This is a genomic window from Teredinibacter waterburyi (assembly GCF_001922985.1).
Taxonomy (GTDB): Bacteria; Pseudomonadota; Gammaproteobacteria; order Pseudomonadales; family Cellvibrionaceae; genus Teredinibacter; species Teredinibacter waterburyi.
Genome location: NZ_MRUH01000095.1, coordinates 27,956 through 46,119 on the forward strand (window position 1 = coordinate 27,956; position 18,164 = coordinate 46,119).

Below are 18,164 nucleotides of genomic sequence, written 5' to 3' on the forward strand. Positions count from 1 at the left end.
GACCTAAATGTTTGTGGCATAAAAAAGGGCGCTTTTGAGCGCCCTTTTTTACTTCTATCGGTAGCCTTTAATTGCTTAGCTGCAAAGCCGCTTTAATCTTAGCTTCCAATACGTCGATATCGATGGGTTTGATAATGTAGTCATTTACACCCTGAGTGACGGCTTGTTTAATTCGAGCTGCATCGTGTACGGCGGTCACCATCATGAAGTGTGCGCCACGAAGGGTATTGGATGCCTGTGCTTTTTTGTGCACATCAAGTCCAGTGAGTAGCGGCATATCCCAGTCGCATAGAATGACATGAAAAGGTTCTGCGGCAGCTTTTATCTTGTCAAATGCCGCCATGCCGTCGGTCGCGACTTCAACATACTTGGCGCCGGCGTCAGCGAGAACCTCAACCAACAAGCTTGCTGAATCTGGGTCGTCTTCAGCAATCAGGAAGCGTGCCTCTGCAATCGATTTGGGGGGCGCTAAGCTGGTGGCGCTAGTTTTGTCTGCAGGTTTTTGCTGGGTTCGTACTGGGCTTGGGGAGCTGGCGGTCAATTTTTGCGCGGCACTACTAAGTAGTTTTTGTGCGTTGAGGTACTCGCTGCGCTTGCCCTCTTCAAGTTTTTGATCTTCGAGCATTTTTCCTATCCAAGCACTGCGTTTGGTTAGGGTGTCGACGACAAGTTTGGTTTCAGCTGCAGACAACATAGTGGTACACAAATAATAGAATTGATGAGAGCAAACATTTCGCCGAAGCAGGTGACATTGTGTCGGTTTAGATTTGCTTGTATGCAACTAAGTATAGTTAGAATTCTATGGTGCGACAGGTAATTACATGGCGGCGTCGAGGATAATCGCTAACAGCGCTAGAGGCCGCCAATCGAGTTGGAATAGCGGCTTTACGCGACGCCCCGTTAGTTTTTTGTGTTTTCGCTAATAGTGGACTGCAGTTGGTTCGCGGTCTGGTCTAAATAGCTGTAGTAATCGTCACTAAGGGTCTTGCCTGTGTCACGCCGTTCTTTCGATTTGCGGCGCTTACGATGGTACAAGTCCATTGGCATTTTACTGCAGGGGTCGGCGTCTAAACGGCGGTCACGACCTGCTCGGCGGTCTACAAATATAAAAGTGGCGTCATTCATACCTTGGCTCTAACGGCTTTGTTCGCGTGTTATCATAGTGCGCTTTCTGGGAAGCGTTCGTATGGTTTGTATTAGTTTAGTGTAGCCTCAGCTGCGCAATATGTCAGACGTGTTTCCCAATTTATTTAAAAAAATACGGTCTAGTTGGCATATATAACATCTTGTTTTCGACGTCAGTATGGCGTCAGTTTGTCCCACTAATATATTGAAAATGTTTAGATGGTATCTAAACGGTATATGGCTAACACTTAACTGTGGAGTAATCTATGTCGTCTATGCAAGCGAATATTGAGCAAAAATTACAGAGCCTAGCGCCGACTTTTCTCAGCGTAATAAATGAAAGTGGCAATCATAGTGTGCCGCCAAATTCGGAAACGCATTTTAAGGTTACTATGGTTTCCGATCAGTTCGAAGGGCTTGCCGCGGTACGACGTCATCAGCAGGTCTATGCCGTGTTGGCGGAACCGCTGGCCAATGGGGTTCACGCGCTGGCATTGCATACCTATACGCCCCTAGAGTGGGGGCTTAGGCAGGAATCCAGTCCAGCGTCACCAGATTGTCTGGGTGGTAGTAAGCAAGCTTAAACCCATGAGCAAACGATGGGCTTATTTGGCCGATACCCAGCTAAGGGGTAGAATGCCTGCCAGCTTGGCCGCCTAGTGTATTGCTAGGCGCACTTGTTCAACCGTCTAGAAGATTGACCCTCCCCAAGCCCAGAATCTTCTCAAATACAGAAAAACCGAAAATGTCGAATAGCGTAAAAACCCCAACCAGCACAATAACACCTGCGTCCTCAGCGATCGTAATCGCTGCACTGTATAAGTTTGTATCCTTGCCGGATTTCCACGAGCTGCGAGAGCCGCTACTGGCATTCTGTATGCAACAGGGGATAAAAGGTACTTTGCTGCTCGCGCATGAGGGCATAAATGGCACCGTGGCTGGAAGTCGCGATGCGATTGATGCCTTGTTTCGTTACCTTGCTGCCGACGCGCGTGTGGGCGAAATTGAGCATAAAGAATCTTATGAGCAGGAAATGCCTTTTTATAGGATGAAGGTAAAGCTGAAAAAAGAAATTGTTACCATGGGGGTGGAAGATATTGATCCCCAGCAGATTGTTGGTACCTACGTAGAGCCTAAAGATTGGAATGCCCTAATCAGTGATCCAGAGGTAACCCTGATTGATACGCGTAACAATTATGAAGTCGAGATTGGTACCTTTGCCAACGCGGTAAACCCTAGCACCGAAAGTTTCCGTGAGTTACCCGACTATGTAGCAAACAACCTAGACCCCACAAAACACAAAAAAGTGGCGATGTTTTGTACCGGTGGAATTCGCTGCGAAAAATCTACGGCGTTTATGAAGCAGCAGGGGTTTGACGAGGTTTATCATTTGAAGGGCGGCATCTTAAAGTATCTTGAGGATGTGCCGAAGGAGCAAAGCCTGTGGCAGGGTGAGTGTTTTGTCTTCGACAACCGCGTAGCCGTAGATCAAGATCTACAGCGTGGCAGCTATGACTTGTGCCATGGCTGCCGTTTGCCCATTACAGAAGAAGATAAGAAGTCGCCCAAGTTTATTGAAGGCGTTGCCTGTCATCACTGCCACGATAGCCAAACGCCAGACCAGCGTGAACGCTTTATGGAGCGACAAAAGCAAATTGAGTTAGCCAAACAGCGCGGTCAGGAACATATTGGTGCTCCAGCGCCAGCGCGCCAGAAAAAACCTATTCGTCCCGAAGCCAAATAAACACCTTAGGGTTTTACGATACGCCTAGCATGTGATTGCAGAAAACTGTCTCGGTGTGGGCATTCTAATAGCACCTAAAAAATAACAATAATGATGGTATATACCTATGGAACTTCACTGGATCGATATCTCGATTGTAACCGGATACCTCGTGCTCATGATCGTCGCTGGCAGCGTTGTTGCCAAGCGCGCGGGAAAAAATCTCAACAGCTATTTCTTGGGGGATAACAAAATACCCTGGTACGCATTAAGCTTTTCTAATGCGGGTGGTATGTTCGATATTGCCGGTACCATGTGGTTGGTTTACCTAGCCTTTGTGTATGGAATGAAAAGCGCTTTTATTCCTTGGCTTTGGCCTTTTTTCAATCAAGTGTTCATGATGATCTATCTTGCTGTTTGGTTGCGACGCTCAAATGCTATGACCGGTGCAGAATGGATGGCATCGCGTTTTGATCAGCATTCCTCCGGCGGGAAAATGGCACACATGGTGGTGGTTATTTTCTCCACCATCTCCATCGTTGGTTTTCTTTCTTATGGCTTTGTTGGCATTGGCAAGTTCGCCGACGTGTTTTTACCTTGGGGTTGGGACCCGAATATCTACGCCACGATTATTACCTTAGTTACGGCTATATACGTTGTGCAGGGTGGGCTGATCGGAGTTGTAGTAACCGACATCATCCAGTTTTTGTTAATGACTCTGAGTGCCATCATTATTGCGGTAATCGCTATGTCGAAGGTTTCGCCGGAAATGTTGGCGGCGGTTACGCCCGACGGCTGGGATCGGCTGATGTTTGGCTGGAATTTGGGGCTGGATTGGTCGGGAATAATGGAATCGGTCAATAGCAAAATAGAAAAAGACGGCTGGGAGCTATTCACAATATTTATCATGATGGCGTTGTTCAAAGGTCTTTGGGTAAGTATGGCTGGGCCTGTGCCTACCCAGAGTTTACAGCGTATTTTTGCCGCAAAGAATCCACGCGAAGCCGCGCTAATGTCGGGTGCTAGTTCGGTAATTGTCGCGCTGCCACGCTATTTAATGATCGGCGGTTTAACCGTGTTGGCGCTTGCATTTTTCAGCCCCGAGTTAAAAGCCATGGGGCCAAATATCGACTTTGAATTAATTTTGCCGTTTGCGATAAGCAACTATATCCCAGTCGGTCTAATGGGAATCTTGTTAGCAGGTATGTTGGCCGCACATATGTCGACTACCTCGTCGTTTTTAAATGTTACCCCGGCTTATATTGTTAACGACGTCTATAAAAAATATTTTCGTCCAGATGCTTCCGACAAAACCTATGTGCGTATGAGTTATATCATCTCGGCGCTATTGGCGGTTATTAGTATTTTAGTGGGACTGGCGATTGAATCTGTAGACTCGATTACCCGTTGGATTGTATCGGCGTTATGGGGTGGCTATGCCGCCGCCAACGTACTTAAGTGGCACTGGTGGCGGTTTAATGGTCACGGCTATTTTTGGGGTATGGTTGCCGGCTTATTGTTTGCGTTAGCCATGCCGATTGTTGCACCCGATGTAAAAGCCTTGGTGGCCTACCCATTTATACTTGCGCTGTCTTTGGTTGGTTGTGTGTTAGGTACATTGTTGACGCCCGCGGAACCGGATGAGTTACTCAAAGCCTTTTATAAAAATGTTCGCCCCTGGGGATTTTGGCGGCCTATTCAAAAATTGGTGCAAGCCGACGACCCCAGCTTTAAATCGAATACGGATTTTGGCCGAGACATGCTAAACGTATTGGTTGGGATTGTATGGCAGTTGTCGATAATGGCCGCGCCGCTGGCCTTGGTTATCAAAAACTGGACGACCTTGATTGTATTGTTGGTTATTGCCGTGAGCGGCACCTTGTTCTTAAAAGTTAACTGGTACGAAAAACTAGAGAAGTAATCTGTGAAAATTTTAAAAGAGATAAATGCTGGCTGGCAGTTTCGTGAAGCGACCGATGTGGGGGCTGGCGAGGGCACTTGGTTAAATGCAACCGTTCCCGGTTATATTCATCTAGACTTAATGCAGCACAAGATTATTGATGACCCCTATTGGCGTGACAATGAAACCTCACAGCAATGGATAGGTGAGCGCGACTGGGAATATCAAACCAACTTCACCGTGTCTGCGGAAGAATTAGCTGAGTCGAATTGCGATTTGGTATTTGAAGGGCTGGACACCTACGCCGATGTTTATCTGAATGATACCTTGGTGTTAAGTGCCGACAATATGTACTCTGGCTGGCAGGTTGCGGTTGCCGATAGTCTCCGTGTCGGCGATAACCAACTGCGAGTCTATCTACACTCCGTGGTGAAAAAGACCCTGCCACTCTACGAAGAAAATGGCTTTGTATTTCCTGCGAATACCTCGCAACCCGAACCCAAGCTAAGCGTATACTCGCGCAAGCCCGGCTATCACTTTGGTTGGGATTGGGGGCCGCGTTTAGTCACCTCCGGAATTTGGCGACCGGTTCGTCTGCAACTTTGGCGTGCGGCTCGCTTGGGGGATGTGCAGTTTGTTCAGGAATCTCTGACTACTGAGATCGCTAGCTTAAAGCTCAACGTAGAGTTGGAGCATCGCGATTCTAAAGCATTGAGTTTACGGCTTAGCGATAGCGACAACAGTTTTCAGCCCGTAATCGTTTCGCTCGAGCCAAATGTTGGTACGAATGCGCAAGTAGCCTTTAGTATTTTAAATCCAAAACTGTGGTGGACACGCGAGCTTGGCGAGCAATCACTCTATGATTTACGTCTTGAATTATTGGATGGTAACAAGGTAATTGATGATTGGTCTCATCGCATTGGTTTGCGAACGATAGAAGTTATTCACGATGACGATGAGTACGGTAAGAATTTCTATTTCAAACTAAATGGCGAGCCACTGTTTATAAAGGGCTCAAACTGTATTCCAGCCGACTTTTTCGTGCCGCGTTTAACCGAGGCCGACTATCGAAAAATGCTAGGTTATGCGACTGACGCCAACATGAATATGTTGCGCTTGTGGGGCGGTGCGGTTTACGAAGAGAAAATATTTTACGACCTCTGCGACGAGCTGGGGATTTTAGTCTGGCAAGATTTTATGTTCGCCTGCGCGGCTTACCCATGTGACGACATTATGGCGAAGCGCATTCAGTGGGAAGCGGAATACAATATCAAGCGAATCCGCAACCACAGCTGCCTCGCGCTTTGGTGTGGAAATAATGAAATTGCCGAGGGCTGGCATACCTGGGGCTGGCAAAAGCGTTATAACTATTCCGAGGAAACCTGCGAAAAAGTATGGGGCTACTACGAGCGTATTTTTCACGAAATTTTACCCAATGCCGTTGCCGAGTTTGATTCTGATAAAACCTATTGGGCGTCGTCGCCAAAGTATGGTTTTGTCGACGAGCGCGCAAAAGTCGACGGCGATATGCACTACTGGGGTGTTTGGTTTCTGGGGCATGAACGCGAACGTTTTGATGAGTACTTGCCGAGATTTATGAGCGAGTACGGCCTGCAGTCGATGCCTGAGCTCAAGACATTTGAGGCATTTTCATTGCCTGAGGATTGGGATGTAACGTCCACCGTAATGAAAACCCATCAGAAGCAATATGCTAACCCATCCAAAAATCAGTTTTTAGATGGTTACGGCATGATGCTTAAATACCTCGAACGGGAATACTGTATTCCCACGGAGTTTGGTCAAGTTGCTTACATGACGCAATTGCTGCAAGCCGATTACCTTGCCTATGCCATTAAAGCGCACCGACGTAATCGCCACTATTGCATGGGCACAATGTATTGGCAGTTAAACGATATGTGGCCGGTAACCTCTTGGGCTTCGGTCGATTACTTTGGTCGCTGGAAGGCTTCACACTATGCTATTCGAGAAACCTATAAGCCTATTATTGTGGTGTTATCTAAAGGTGACGATAAGGTTAGGCTGCAATTGGTATCCGATTGTTTAAAGGATGTTGACTGTACGCTTGAGTTTGAGGTGTTAGGCTTCGATGGTAGCCAACATTTTCAACAAACATTTTCGGTTGTTGCCAAAGCCAATCAAAGTAGCCTTGTTGCGGAGTTCGACCAGTCGGACCTGCTTCACGGCTTAGATAGCAAGCAAGTTGTCGTAGTTGCGCGTAGCAAGCCAGATAACCAACAGCAAACCGCAGTAGCGACTGGAATAATCGAAGACTCACAAGACCTTTTGTACTTTCATCTTAATAATGCGTTAAGTTTTAGCTCGCCAAATATTCAACTCAGTATCGACGGCAACGACTTGGTTGTTTCTTCCGATGTATTGGTTAAGAATTTATTTTTACCCTTTGATGGCTGCTTGACCGATAACTATTTTGATCTGCTACCGAATCGACCAACGCGTATTGGCTTGCAAGCGGCTGTGGTGGAAGCCGCGAGTGAAAATAGTATTCTTGGAATAAAGCGTCGCGGTGAAAAAGCCAATTTATGGGCAGATGCCGATCTGACAAGTGTCGAACTTATTCATTATTATCTTGCTAGCCAAACAACAACTGAGGGTTAGGCTTAATCTTTGTTCGATTGAACACCGCACTTTTTAACAACAAAAAAGTGCGGTGTATTGTCTGCCGGTTTAGCAGGCATGTTGCATGCAACCTTAGCTAGCCTGTTTTTTTACCTATTGGCGACGTTGAGTGATTCGCTGGTGAAATACATGCCGCAGTCGCAGATGTTGAATTTATCGCTTCAAGCGTTTTTTCGAGCGCGCCTCTATTTTTTTCCATAACGTCCTTTCCCGCTAAACAATGGCTTAAGCGTTGCTTATCATCTGTCAGTAAGGTGTCAATTTTCTTGTACAGTTGATGACTGTCGGCCACTATTGTTAACGCCTTGGCCTGCTCGAGTGTTTCTCGTACGCCAACCAGATTGTCTGTGTTCGGTCCCATAATTACCGGCACTCCGTGTGCGCAGGCCTCTAGTGGATTGTGCCCGCCTTTGTTTGCAAAGCTGCCGCCAACAACAGCGATACTGGCTAGTGAATAGGCCTGTGCGAGTAGCCCAAGGCTGTCGATTATTAAAATATCGGCGGCTCGCTCGGGTGATAAAGTCGAAAGACGTTGTACGCTAAACCCTGCTTTTGTTGCGCGCAGCTGTAAACGCTCGGCGCGTTGAATTTTACGCGGGGCGATAATCAGCATTAGCTCTGGGTAGCGTTTACCTAGTTCTTTAAAAGCGGGGAGCAGTACTTTCTCGTCGGCGCTATGGGTGCTTCCGGCCATCAATACACGCTTTCCTTTCGCTATATCTTCAATTCGTGCTAACGCGTTTGCAATCTCCGATGAGCTTGTGGGCTTTGGGACATCAAATTTCATATTTCCGCACAAGGTTAACTTGTTAGGGTTTAAGCCAAGGGTGAGATAGTTTGTCGCATCGCGCTGACTTTGTGCGCAAACACCGCTTATTTTTTTCATCATAGGTACAAAAAGAGCCGCCAACTTTTTATAGCGTTGCGTCGCTCGATCCGTTAACCGACCGTTAACTTGGTAGACGGGAATATTGTGTTTCCAGCAGGCGTGTACAAGGTTTGGCCACAACTCCACTTCTGCTATGAGTACCTTGCTGGGCTGAATTCGCTTGAGCATACCGTGCATAGCCATATGTAAATCGTATGGCAGATAAAAATGATGTACTGCGTCGCCAAAGGTATCGCGAAGTCGCTTTGATCCAGTAGGGGTAGTGGTGGTGACAGTAAGCGGGAGCTCAGGATTGTTTTTCTGTAACCATTTCAATAAAGGCGTAAGGGCAGTGACTTCGCCCACGGATACGCAGTGCACAAGTAATCCCCCCTGTTGTGGCGGAGCTGGGACAAAGCCGAAGCGCTCAAAGCGCCTTGCGTTATAGTCTTTATGGCGAATTACTGCGCGCAATAGCAGGTTTAAAAAGGCGAAGGGAATTAGCAGTGCTAACAGACTGGAATACCCCCAAAGGCTAAGGGTTTGGCTAATGCTTGGCCGATAGCTAGACGTTACGGTGTTGTGCGTATGACTTGGGGAGGCTGCCACGGTGATTTTTCTCAAAGAATAAAGATGGTCTCTGGAGTTTCACATAGTTGTATTAAATTTATGTTTAAGTGGCGAAAACAATTCTCCAATAGTTTTAAGCATAGGTAAGGGGCGATTTTGTTAGATTTAAAAGCCGGCGATTGGCCACGTCGAGTGTTGATTATTCGTTTGGGCGCGATTGGCGACATAGTAATGGCGTCCGGCCTGTTGTCGTCGCTGCATAAAGCCTACCCAGGGGTGAGGATTAGTTGGCTGGTAGAGCCTGCAGTGGCAGGGCTATTGCAGGAAACCCCCGATATCGAAGACGTTATAGTTTGGCCTAAGGAAAAATGGAAAGAACTATTACGACGAGGTCGCTGCTACGCCTTGCTGCGCGAGGTATTAGCCTTTCGGCAGGCGCTACATACCTGCGGATACGATTGGACGATTGATGTGCAGGGCCTGTTAAAAAGCGCTGTTTTGGCTCGTCTGAGTGGTGCGCGCAAATGCTACGGGTTGGCCTCCAAAGAAAAAGCTGATTGGTTAATGGACGCGGTGGTTGAGCGCCCTGTGAGCAGCATGATGAGTTCGGAATATCGTGCCATGGCTGCATTTTTGGGCTGCGATACGCGGCATTTTCGTTTGAATCTTGTTGCAACAAAACCAACTCAGGCCAAGCTTGAGCAGCGATTGCACGCACTAACCGGCGGCGCGGAATTTATTGTGTTTTGTCCCTATACCACGCGTCCGCAAAAACACTGGTTCGAGTCCCACTGGTTGTCTTTGGCTGAATTGTTGTATCAGCGCTTCGGACTGCAGCTATTGGTGCTGGGCGGGCCTTTAGACGAAGAATCTGGTGAGCGCCTAAGTGAACGTCATCCTGCACTAGTCAACCTAGCTGGACGCACCTCGTTGCTGGAAAGCAGTGAAGTTATCGCGAGAGCAAAGTTAGTGGTGGGCGTTGATACGGGTATAACCCACATGGGGATTGCGCGTTGTGTGCCGACCTTGGCGCTGTTTGGATCCACACGTCCCTATAGTGAAACACCTTTTGCACGGGCGCGAGTTCTGTCCCAAAGGTTGAGCTGTGCCCCCTGCGGACGTAAGCCGACATGTGCAGGACGGTTTGACTGTATGCGTGAACTAACCCCGGAGCAGGTATTTGTCGCTGCAGAATCACTCGTAGGGAAGGATGAGGTACTCCATGAAAATTTTGCATATTGAAGCAGGTCGTCACCTGTATGGCGGAGCTAAGCAGGTAGAGTATTTGCTTACCGCGCTGGCGGATTTGAAGGTCGAGAACATCCTCGTTTGCCCTAGGAACAGCGCAATATCGAAATTCTCGGCTCCTTCATTGACGGTAGAGACCATCGCAATGAGGGGAGAGCTAGATATTTTTATGATGCCGCGGCTACTGCGACTCTTTAAACGCTACCGTCCAGACATCATTCATATTCACAGTCGTCGTGGCGCCGATATTTGGGGCGCTCTGGCGGCAAAGTGGGCTGGCATCCCTTGTATTTGTTCTCGCAGGGTCGACAACCCCGAAGCCGCTCTTGTCGTCAACCTTAAATACCCGCTGTTTGCCGCCGTTATTTGTATTTCGGACGGAATCCGTCGCGTTGTTTGTCGAAGCGGCGTGGATCCAAAAAAAGTCGTTACGGTGCACAGCTCTGTGAAGGGGAGCTTGTTTGAGGAGCGCCGAGATAGAGATTGGTTCGCCGATGAATTTAACTTGCCAAGCGATAGTTTAGTCGTCGCAAATTTCGCACAGATGATTGATCGCAAGGGGCAGATGTTAATTTTGGAAGCGGTCTCGCGGCTAGCGCCCGAGTTTCCGTCGCTTCGTTTATTGCTGTTTGGACAGGGCCCGCGGCAGTCGCACTATCAAGGTGTCGTCAAAGCTAACGATATGGACGCTATTGTTAGCTTTCCAGGCTTTCGTCAAGATGTTCCTAAAATACTGCCCAATGTCGATATTGTTGTTCACCCAGCCTATACAGAGGGACTGGGTGTGGCGCTTTTACAAAGTGCAGCGTCTGGTGTGCCGATTGTTGCAACCACGGCAGGAGGGATTCCAGAGGTTGTTAAACATAACGTGAATGGCAAGCTCGTTCCGGTTGGCGATGTTGACGCGTTAACCTACTCATTGCGCTTATTGCTACTCGACCAAAATTTGCGTCAGGATCTAGGTCGAGCAGGGCGAAAGTTAGTTGAGCAAGAGTTTTCAGTTGAGGCCATGGCTAAAGGCAATCTAGCCATTTATGAAAGCGTCTATGCCGCTAGCGTTTTGGAGTCGGCGGTTCACTAATACAGGTAAAAGTAACTTTTCAATCTTATTGCTCTGTTCTTGCCTAACAATACTTGGTTTTCTTCTCCGCCAACCGTCCATTGGTTTGCGTGATACTTTTCTTCGGCGCTCTTTTTCCTTCCTTTTAATTGCCGTCCCCCTATATCGAGGTCAGCTTGCTGTCGTCGATCATTTCCTAATGGTTTTTTTGCGCTCAGTCTATTTTAACGCCAGATTATATTTCTATTTAAATTCACGATTTCAGATTTCAGTGTGATCGGTTAATTCGAACGCCATAGTTATATTTTTACGTTAACCATCTCCCATTTATTGTCACTTAATCGGTAGATTTATTCTATTAGAAGAGTAGATTTGTAGTCCCTTTGCGGATAAAACGTGCCGATAAATATTTGGCTATATACCAGTATTTTTTTATATTTTTAATAAAAATAATTATTTAAAAAAATAACAAGAGCGTTCCAGCTTATTCTCAAACGGAATCAAAAGTCTAACCGAAAAAATCAATCTTTATCGAAAGTTAATTTCTTATTGGTATATTCCAAAAGCTTTACATAGCTTTTTGTAGGTGTTTTTGTTTAAGCCTACTTAGGTTTTTTGCCATTTTTGTTTTGAATAATAACCGCAAATTAAGGTGTTTTTTTGGCTGTCTTTTATGTTGTTTATCGAAGAAGAATTTTGGGTGTGGAGAGCGTTTGTAACTCTATATTCAGAACAAGGTGCCCTTATTAAGTATTAATGTGGCCAATTTAATAACGATCAGTCGAATACAGCCATTATTTTCAGTGTGAATTTAAAATTGAATAAATGGTTTTCGTCATAATAAATGAGGATTGGACTATGTGTAATTCAAGCAAGCCCACAAGTAGCATTCGCAGCGTTTTAAAACGCGCGAGCTGTATTGTTGGGGTAGGTGTCGCACTTGCGGCATTTTCACAGGGAGCCGCGGCGAGTTGTAGCTACGTGGTAAATAATCAATGGGGTTCGGGGTTTACCGCCAGCATTAATATTACTAACAGTACTTCAAGTACAATTAATGGTTGGAATGTTAGCTGGCAATACAACAACAACCGTGTAACGAATTCTTGGAATGCTAACGTAAGTGGTAGCAATCCTTATACCGCAACTAGCTATGGTTGGAACGGCACTATTCAACCTGGGCAAACTGTTTCATTTGGCTTTCAAGGCAACACTAACGGCGGTAGCGCCGAAACGCCTAGCGTAACAGGTGCGGCATGTTCTGGTGGTAGCTCAAGCTCTAGTAGTTCTAGTTCTTCAAGCTCTAGTAGTTCTAGCTCTTCAAGCTCAAGTAGCAGCTCCAGTTCTTCAAGTAGCTCTAGTTCGTCAAGCAGTTCTAGTTCATCTTCAAGTTCTAGTTCATCTTCAAGTTCTAGTAGTTCAGGCGGTCAGTGTGTCGAGCAGTGTAAGTGGTACCAAGATGCGCCACGTCCTCTGTGTGTTAACCAAACCAGTGGTTGGGGTTGGGAAAACAGTCAGAGCTGTATTGGTCGCACGACGTGTGAAAGCCAGTCTGGTAGCGGTGGCGTAGTTTCGACCTGTAGCAGTTCTTCTAGTAGTAGCTCTTCCTCATCGTCAAGCAGCTCATCTTCGAGCAGCTCGTCCACGAGTAGTTCTAGCAGCTCTAGCAGTTCTAGTAGTTCGTCTAGCACCGGTGGATCGGGAACTTTCCGTGTCGATAGTCAAGGCAACATAACCAAAAACGGTAGCGTGTTCCCAGTACGCTGTGGTTCTTGGTTTGGCTTAGAGGGGCAGCACGAACCTAAAGATGCCGATAATAATGCTGATGGCGCGCCACTAGAGCTTTATGTGGGCAATATGTGGTGGGCGGATACCGGTCGTACTATTCAGCAAACAATGACCGAAATTACTGCGCAAGGTATTAACGTTGTTCGTTTGCCAATTGCGCCGCAAACACTTGATCCAAATGACCCGCAGGGTATTGGCGATATTCAAAACGGTGGCGTGTTGAAGAACCACGAATCCGTTCGTCAAGACAATGCTCGTCAGGCATTAGAGGACTTTATTATTTTGGCTGACCAAAATAATATCGAAGTGATTGTGGATATCCACTCCTGTTCTAACTATGTTGGTTGGCGTGCAGGTCGTTTGGATGCTAACCCTCCATACGCCGACGCTGATCGTGAAGGTTATGAGTTTACTCGCGAAGAGTATTCTTGTGGTGGCGGAGCCGCTAACGACGACCCCTATAACGAAAGTATCTGGTTAGATAACTTGCGAGAAATTGCCGGTTTACCTGCACAGCTTGGTGTCGACAATATCATCGGTATTGATATTTTCAACGAGCCTTGGGATTACACTTGGCAAGAGTGGAAGACGCTATCTGAAAATGCGTACCAAGCGATTAGTTCGGTTAACTCTGACGTGCTAATTTTTGTTGAAGGTATCGGTTCAGTCACCTCCAACGACGTTGAAATTCCTCACGGTGACATGGCTTCGAACCCTAACTGGGGTGAGAACCTTTATGAAGCTGGCGACAACCCACTCAACATTCCAAAAGAGCGTTTAGTTTTGTCTCCACACACCTATGGTCCATCTGTATTTGTACAGCGACAGTTTATGGATCCATCTCAATCTGAGTGTACAGATTTAGAAGGTGATGCTGCCGGTAATGCCGATTGTAACGTGGTAATCAATCCAACCGTACTGCGTGCTGGTTGGGACGAGCACTTCGGTTACTTGCGCGATCAAGGTTACGCCATGGTGATAGGTGAGTTTGGCGGTAACATGGATTGGCCTAACGGCACTCGTGCAGCCGAGCAGGAAATGTGGAGCCACATTACCCCAGGCGTTGATAGGGAATGGCAGGATGCTCTTGTCGACTATATGGTAGAGAAGGATATACAGGGTTGTTACTGGTCGATTAACCCAGAGTCTGGCGATACCGGCGGTTGGTATTCGCATGACTATGTACCTGATACGAATGAATCAGGCTGGGGAACTTGGGGCGGTTTTGACTCTCTTAAAACAGCTCTACTGAAATTGCTATGGGGTATGTAATTCCTTTGGGTTGATATACCGAGGAGCGGCGCTCCTCGGTACTATTTACCTTACTGGATTTTTACCTTACTGAATTTTATTTCAATAGCCGTTGAGTGATCGTTTTTTCATGATCATTTAAATTCTATAGGAACTGCAGTTGGGATAGGGATGGCCCTGTGTTAGCGAAAAGTAGTGAGTTAAAAATTCGCTAATCAAGAAGTAAAAAAGCCAAGTCGCGTTGAGCACGTAACTTGGCTTTTTTATTTTGGGTAGTGCGCAGTTTAATTTGAATTGGTGCGCAGTGTAGTTTCTATTAATGAATAACTAACCCATAACGACAACGATGGTGTTTTCCTGTTCGCAGTTAGCTGGGTTAAGTACATTGCCTTCGTGAACCTTTCCATTAAGCATTACTGACACCACGCCTTTCTCAACGCCGTTCGGATTTTCCACTTTAATATTGTAGGTCTTTCCTTGAAAGACACGGGTTGCGCTAAAGCCGGGCCAGTTTGATGGGATACAGGGATCAATCATTAAGCCGTTGTACTCCGGCCGAATGCCAAGCATGTATTGCGATGTTGCGTGGTATGCCCAAGTAGCGGCGCCGGTTAGCCAAGGTAGGCGCGAAGCACCGTAGCGGGGGCTATATTTACTGTGAGTACTTTGACAAAACACGTAGGGTTCGCTTTCTCGCACTTCGGCTTTATCGTTAAATGCTGCAGGCATAAAGGTGCGCAGGTATTGGTAGGCACGGTTGCCGTTTCCGAGTTTACTTTCCGCCATCACAACCCAGCCTTGGGTGTGACAGAACACCGCGCCGTTTTCTTTCATGCCGGGATTGAATAGGCGTGCACGCATAATTTCGGGGTCGAGCTTGGTAACCGGCGGGTCGAGTACCATTAAACCGGCGTCGGTCGCGAGTCGCTGCTCAACGCTATCCATAGCAAGTTTGGCTTTTTCTGGCGAGGCGTGACCACTTAATACCGACCAGGTTTGTGGGTTCAAAAAGATTGAGGCTTCGTCATTTTGTTTCGAACCAAATACAAAACCGTCGACACGGAAGGCGCGGCGATACCACTCGCCATCCCAGGTGTGTTCGTCGAGATTTTTGTCTAGAGTCGCCAAGTACCCCTGCGCCCAGCTGATTTCTCCGCTCAAGCCTTTCATTTCGCAAATTTCAATGTAGGTTGCCAAGGCAAAACGCAGTTGCATGGCAACAAATACGGTTTCACCGTCGTGACCGAGTACTAGGCAGTCGTTCCAGTCGGCGAGCAAGCCGCAGGGTAGGCCGTGTTTACCGAGGCGGTTTAAGCTAAATTCAATGGCGCGTTTGAGGTGACCGAGAATTGTGTCTTCGCCCTTGTCGCAATAAGGCAGCACCTTGTCGTAAAAACTTAGGTTGCCGGTTTCTTTTACCAGCGCGGGTACGGTGTTGAACAGCCACATGCAGTCATCCGAGCGGTAGTCGGTTTCGGCAGGGCAGGGCTCGCTACCTGGGTTGTGGGCATAGGGCTTCACCACAGGCATGGCGCCACCTGTAGAGGCTTGGCCGGTAATCATCAGCTCTAAGCGTTGTTGCGCTTCTGCAGGAATGGAGTGCAGGGTACCAAGCATATCTTGTACTGTGTCGCGGTAACCCAAACCGTCGCGCTCACCGTTATACACTAGGCTTGCCGCGCGCGACCAAGCAAATGTGATTAAACAGTTGTAGGGGTTCCAAGTGTTAAAGAAGCTGTTAAGTTCTGGGTCTGGTGTTTCGGCGCTGAAATTATTCAAGCGTGAATGCCAGTAGTCTTTTACATCCGCTAGGGCTTTTTCGACATTGGCCATGTCACTAAATTGAGCACGTGCCGCCGCGCCTTCTTCTTCAGCTCGGCCGATACCCATAATCACGCAAAACGATTTACTTTCGCCGGGTTGAAGTTCGATATCAATTTGCACCGTGCCGCAACCATTGTCGGCGACCGCGAGGGACTGACCGCATTCGCCGCGCTCGACTACGAGTGGGTTGTGATAGCTGCGGTAGGGCCCCAAGAATTTTTCACGGTCGGTGTCGTAGCCGGTGACGTCGGCGCCCGCAATGGCTAAAAAGGTGTGACGGCCTTGGTCGCTGTCTTGGAAGTCCTCTGGGTTCGGATCCATGCTCACGTTGGTGCCGTGGTCGATAATGCCATCCTTAACCGACATATTCACAATATAAGCCGAGTACTGCAGGTTTAGCAGGTCGTTGAACAGCTTCCAGTTGTTGGTGTATTCCACGTAGGTGAACAATCGCAATTTACGTGGCTTGTCGCTATTGTTGGTGAGCGTGGTATACCAAAGTTCGTTAATTTGATTGAGTGGCACAAAGTAGGTAGATTTGCTTTCAATACCACTGTATTGCGATGTAATGGTGGTGTAAGCCGTACCATGCCGACATTCGGATTGATACTGATCTAAAGGCTTGCCCACTGGCTGCCATGCGCTAGACCAATAGTCGCCGCTGTCCTGGTCGCGAATATAGATATTACGCCCCGGCTGATCCATAGGCACCGCATTGGAGCGATAGCGGGTAAAACGGCCTTGAGCTGCCGATTTATAGAAACTGTAGCCTCCAGCGTTGTTGGTGATGATCGCACCGTACTCGGTTGAGCCAAGATAATTTGTCCAGGATCGTGGAGTGTCCGGTTGGGTGATTACGTATTCACGTGCTTGATCATCAAAGTAGCCGTATTTCATAGTGCTGCAGTCTCTATTAGGAGGTTCGAAAAGGGCAAGATTATAAGGGAGAACGGCGGTGTTGTCCCGACCAAGATTGGGCTATCATCTGCGGTCTGGCTTGAGTTAAGCCTCCTCAGCCTACTTCGCTATTGGCGGAAGTTGTATATCTAAGGCTGTGGCAATTGGGCTACGGCGCCTATTCCAAAAAAGGAACCTGTTTTTGATTTCGCTAGCTAAGATCCCGCATACGCGGTTAATAATGGACGGTAGAGGTACTAATTGCTGCTCCTTTGATTACTCTCTCGCTTCTTCTTCACTGTTTTATTTTATAGGTTTAGTTTTTTTTGGCCTGCTTTGCGGTGTCAAGGTAAGTGCGGCTACTGGCGGGCAAGCGGAGCAGGCTTTTGCGGTGTTTGGTGAATCAATTAAACAGGTTCAGATAATCAACGCTAAATCCGAAAACAAAAGCGGTTCGGGCAGTGGTTTCTACATTGGTGACGGATCTTTAATGGCGACCAATTATCACGTGGTGTCGGCGGCCGTTATGGAAAAGGAAGAATACCGACTGCAATTAAATATTGAAGGCGATGTAGAGAACCTTACAATCTTGGCCGTCGATGTGGTTAACGACCTCGCGATAGTCGCCGTTGAAAAACCTGGGCGACCGTTAAAGTTTCGAGAAACGCAGCCCGCCAAAGGCGAGAAAATGTTCTCCATTGGCAACCCTCGCAATATTGGTATGACCATTGTCGAAGGGAATTACAATGGCTTGGCCGACGATTATATTTTTGATCGCATTCATTTTGCCGGCGCGATAAATGCCGGTATGAGTGGTGGCCCGACAATTGATGCGGACGGCTTGGTTACCGGTATTAATGTGCAAACTGGCGGCAATCAAATTGGTTTTTTGGTGCCGGTCGATAAGTTGGCACAACTTTATCAGCGCCTCCAAGAGCAGCAAAAAATTACCGATGCAATATCGCCTGATACAAAATCAAATACAGCCATAGCGCTAGAGGTTGAGTCTGCAGACGATATTGTAGAGACCGAAGTGGCTACTGCTGAAAACGAGCCGAGCGCGGTCAACGAAGAGCTAACCAATCTAGACGAGGCTGCTAGCAAGAGTGACGGCGCTTCCAGTCAGGTAGAAGAGCACCGTTACAAGCACTTGCAAGAATCTATCGCCGAACAGGTGTTGTCTGCAACCGGCGGTATTATTGGTGAGCTTTTATCAAACCCTTGGCCAACCGCCGATATGGCTGGGGGGGCTGTG

General features: G+C 47.5%; 12 protein-coding genes. 8 read left to right on the top strand and 4 right to left on the bottom strand.

Annotation, left to right across the window (positions count from 1 at the left end):
• Nucleotides 1–67: 67 nt before the first annotated feature.
• A complete protein-coding gene (locus IDZ20_RS06770; RefSeq protein ID WP_188150667.1) occupies nucleotides 68–694 on the bottom strand; it encodes a response regulator in 627 nt (208 codons plus the stop codon).
• A gap of 206 nt (nucleotides 695–900) precedes the next feature.
• Nucleotides 901–1,125 (bottom strand): hypothetical protein, encoded by a 225-nt coding sequence (locus IDZ20_RS06775; RefSeq protein WP_188150681.1) that lies wholly within the window; start codon nucleotides 1,123–1,125, stop codon nucleotides 901–903.
• 266 nt (nucleotides 1,126–1,391) lie between these two features.
• Between IDZ20_RS06775 and IDZ20_RS06780 the strand changes: the two genes are divergently transcribed.
• The 4 genes from IDZ20_RS06780 to IDZ20_RS06795 all read left to right on the top strand — a co-directional run bounded on the left by IDZ20_RS06780 (nucleotide 1,392) and on the right by IDZ20_RS06795 (nucleotide 7,385).
• A complete protein-coding gene (locus tag IDZ20_RS06780) occupies nucleotides 1,392–1,709 on the top strand; it encodes a BolA family protein (protein ID WP_188150668.1) in 318 nt (105 codons plus the stop codon).
• Between the two features lie 161 nt (nucleotides 1,710–1,870).
• Complete coding sequence (trhO, locus tag IDZ20_RS06785; protein WP_188150669.1) at nucleotides 1,871–2,869, top strand: oxygen-dependent tRNA uridine(34) hydroxylase TrhO; 999 nt, start codon at nucleotides 1,871–1,873, stop codon at nucleotides 2,867–2,869.
• A 106-nt stretch (nucleotides 2,870–2,975) separates the two neighbouring features.
• Nucleotides 2,976–4,769 carry a sodium:solute symporter family protein gene (locus IDZ20_RS06790; RefSeq protein ID WP_188150670.1) on the top strand — a complete coding sequence of 598 codons (1,794 nt, stop codon included), beginning with the start codon at nucleotides 2,976–2,978 and terminating at the stop codon, nucleotides 4,767–4,769.
• A gap of 3 nt (nucleotides 4,770–4,772) precedes the next feature.
• Nucleotides 4,773–7,385 (top strand): beta-mannosidase, encoded by a 2,613-nt coding sequence (locus tag IDZ20_RS06795; RefSeq protein ID WP_188150671.1) that lies wholly within the window; start codon nucleotides 4,773–4,775, stop codon nucleotides 7,383–7,385.
• Between the two features lie 97 nt (nucleotides 7,386–7,482).
• Here IDZ20_RS06795 and IDZ20_RS06800 read toward each other — a convergent pair whose 3' ends face one another.
• Nucleotides 7,483–8,883, bottom strand: a complete 1,401-nt coding sequence (locus tag IDZ20_RS06800; protein ID WP_188150672.1) for a 3-deoxy-D-manno-octulosonic acid transferase — start codon at nucleotides 8,881–8,883, stop codon at nucleotides 7,483–7,485.
• A gap of 117 nt (nucleotides 8,884–9,000) precedes the next feature.
• Between IDZ20_RS06800 and IDZ20_RS06805 the strand changes: the two genes are divergently transcribed.
• The 3 genes from IDZ20_RS06805 to IDZ20_RS06815 all read left to right on the top strand — a co-directional run bounded on the left by IDZ20_RS06805 (nucleotide 9,001) and on the right by IDZ20_RS06815 (nucleotide 14,209).
• Complete coding sequence (locus tag IDZ20_RS06805; RefSeq protein ID WP_245792172.1) at nucleotides 9,001–10,086, top strand: glycosyltransferase family 9 protein; 1,086 nt, start codon at nucleotides 9,001–9,003, stop codon at nucleotides 10,084–10,086.
• Complete coding sequence (locus IDZ20_RS06810; RefSeq protein ID WP_188150673.1) at nucleotides 10,067–11,173, top strand: glycosyltransferase; 1,107 nt, start codon at nucleotides 10,067–10,069, stop codon at nucleotides 11,171–11,173. Before IDZ20_RS06805 ends, IDZ20_RS06810 begins: the two co-directional genes overlap by 20 nt.
• 837 nt (nucleotides 11,174–12,010) lie before the next feature.
• Nucleotides 12,011–14,209, top strand: a complete 2,199-nt coding sequence (locus IDZ20_RS06815; RefSeq protein ID WP_188150674.1) for a cellulase family glycosylhydrolase — start codon at nucleotides 12,011–12,013, stop codon at nucleotides 14,207–14,209.
• A 306-nt stretch (nucleotides 14,210–14,515) separates the two neighbouring features.
• Here the strand turns inward: IDZ20_RS06815 and IDZ20_RS06820 are convergent, their stop codons facing one another.
• Nucleotides 14,516–16,909 (bottom strand): glycoside hydrolase family 94 protein, encoded by a 2,394-nt coding sequence (locus IDZ20_RS06820; RefSeq protein ID WP_188150675.1) that lies wholly within the window; start codon nucleotides 16,907–16,909, stop codon nucleotides 14,516–14,518.
• 202 nt (nucleotides 16,910–17,111) lie between these two features.
• Between IDZ20_RS06820 and IDZ20_RS06825 the strand changes: the two genes are divergently transcribed.
• Nucleotides 17,112–18,164: S1C family serine protease (locus IDZ20_RS06825; RefSeq protein ID WP_188150676.1), on the top strand; the 1,053-nt coding region annotated here is incomplete at its 3' end.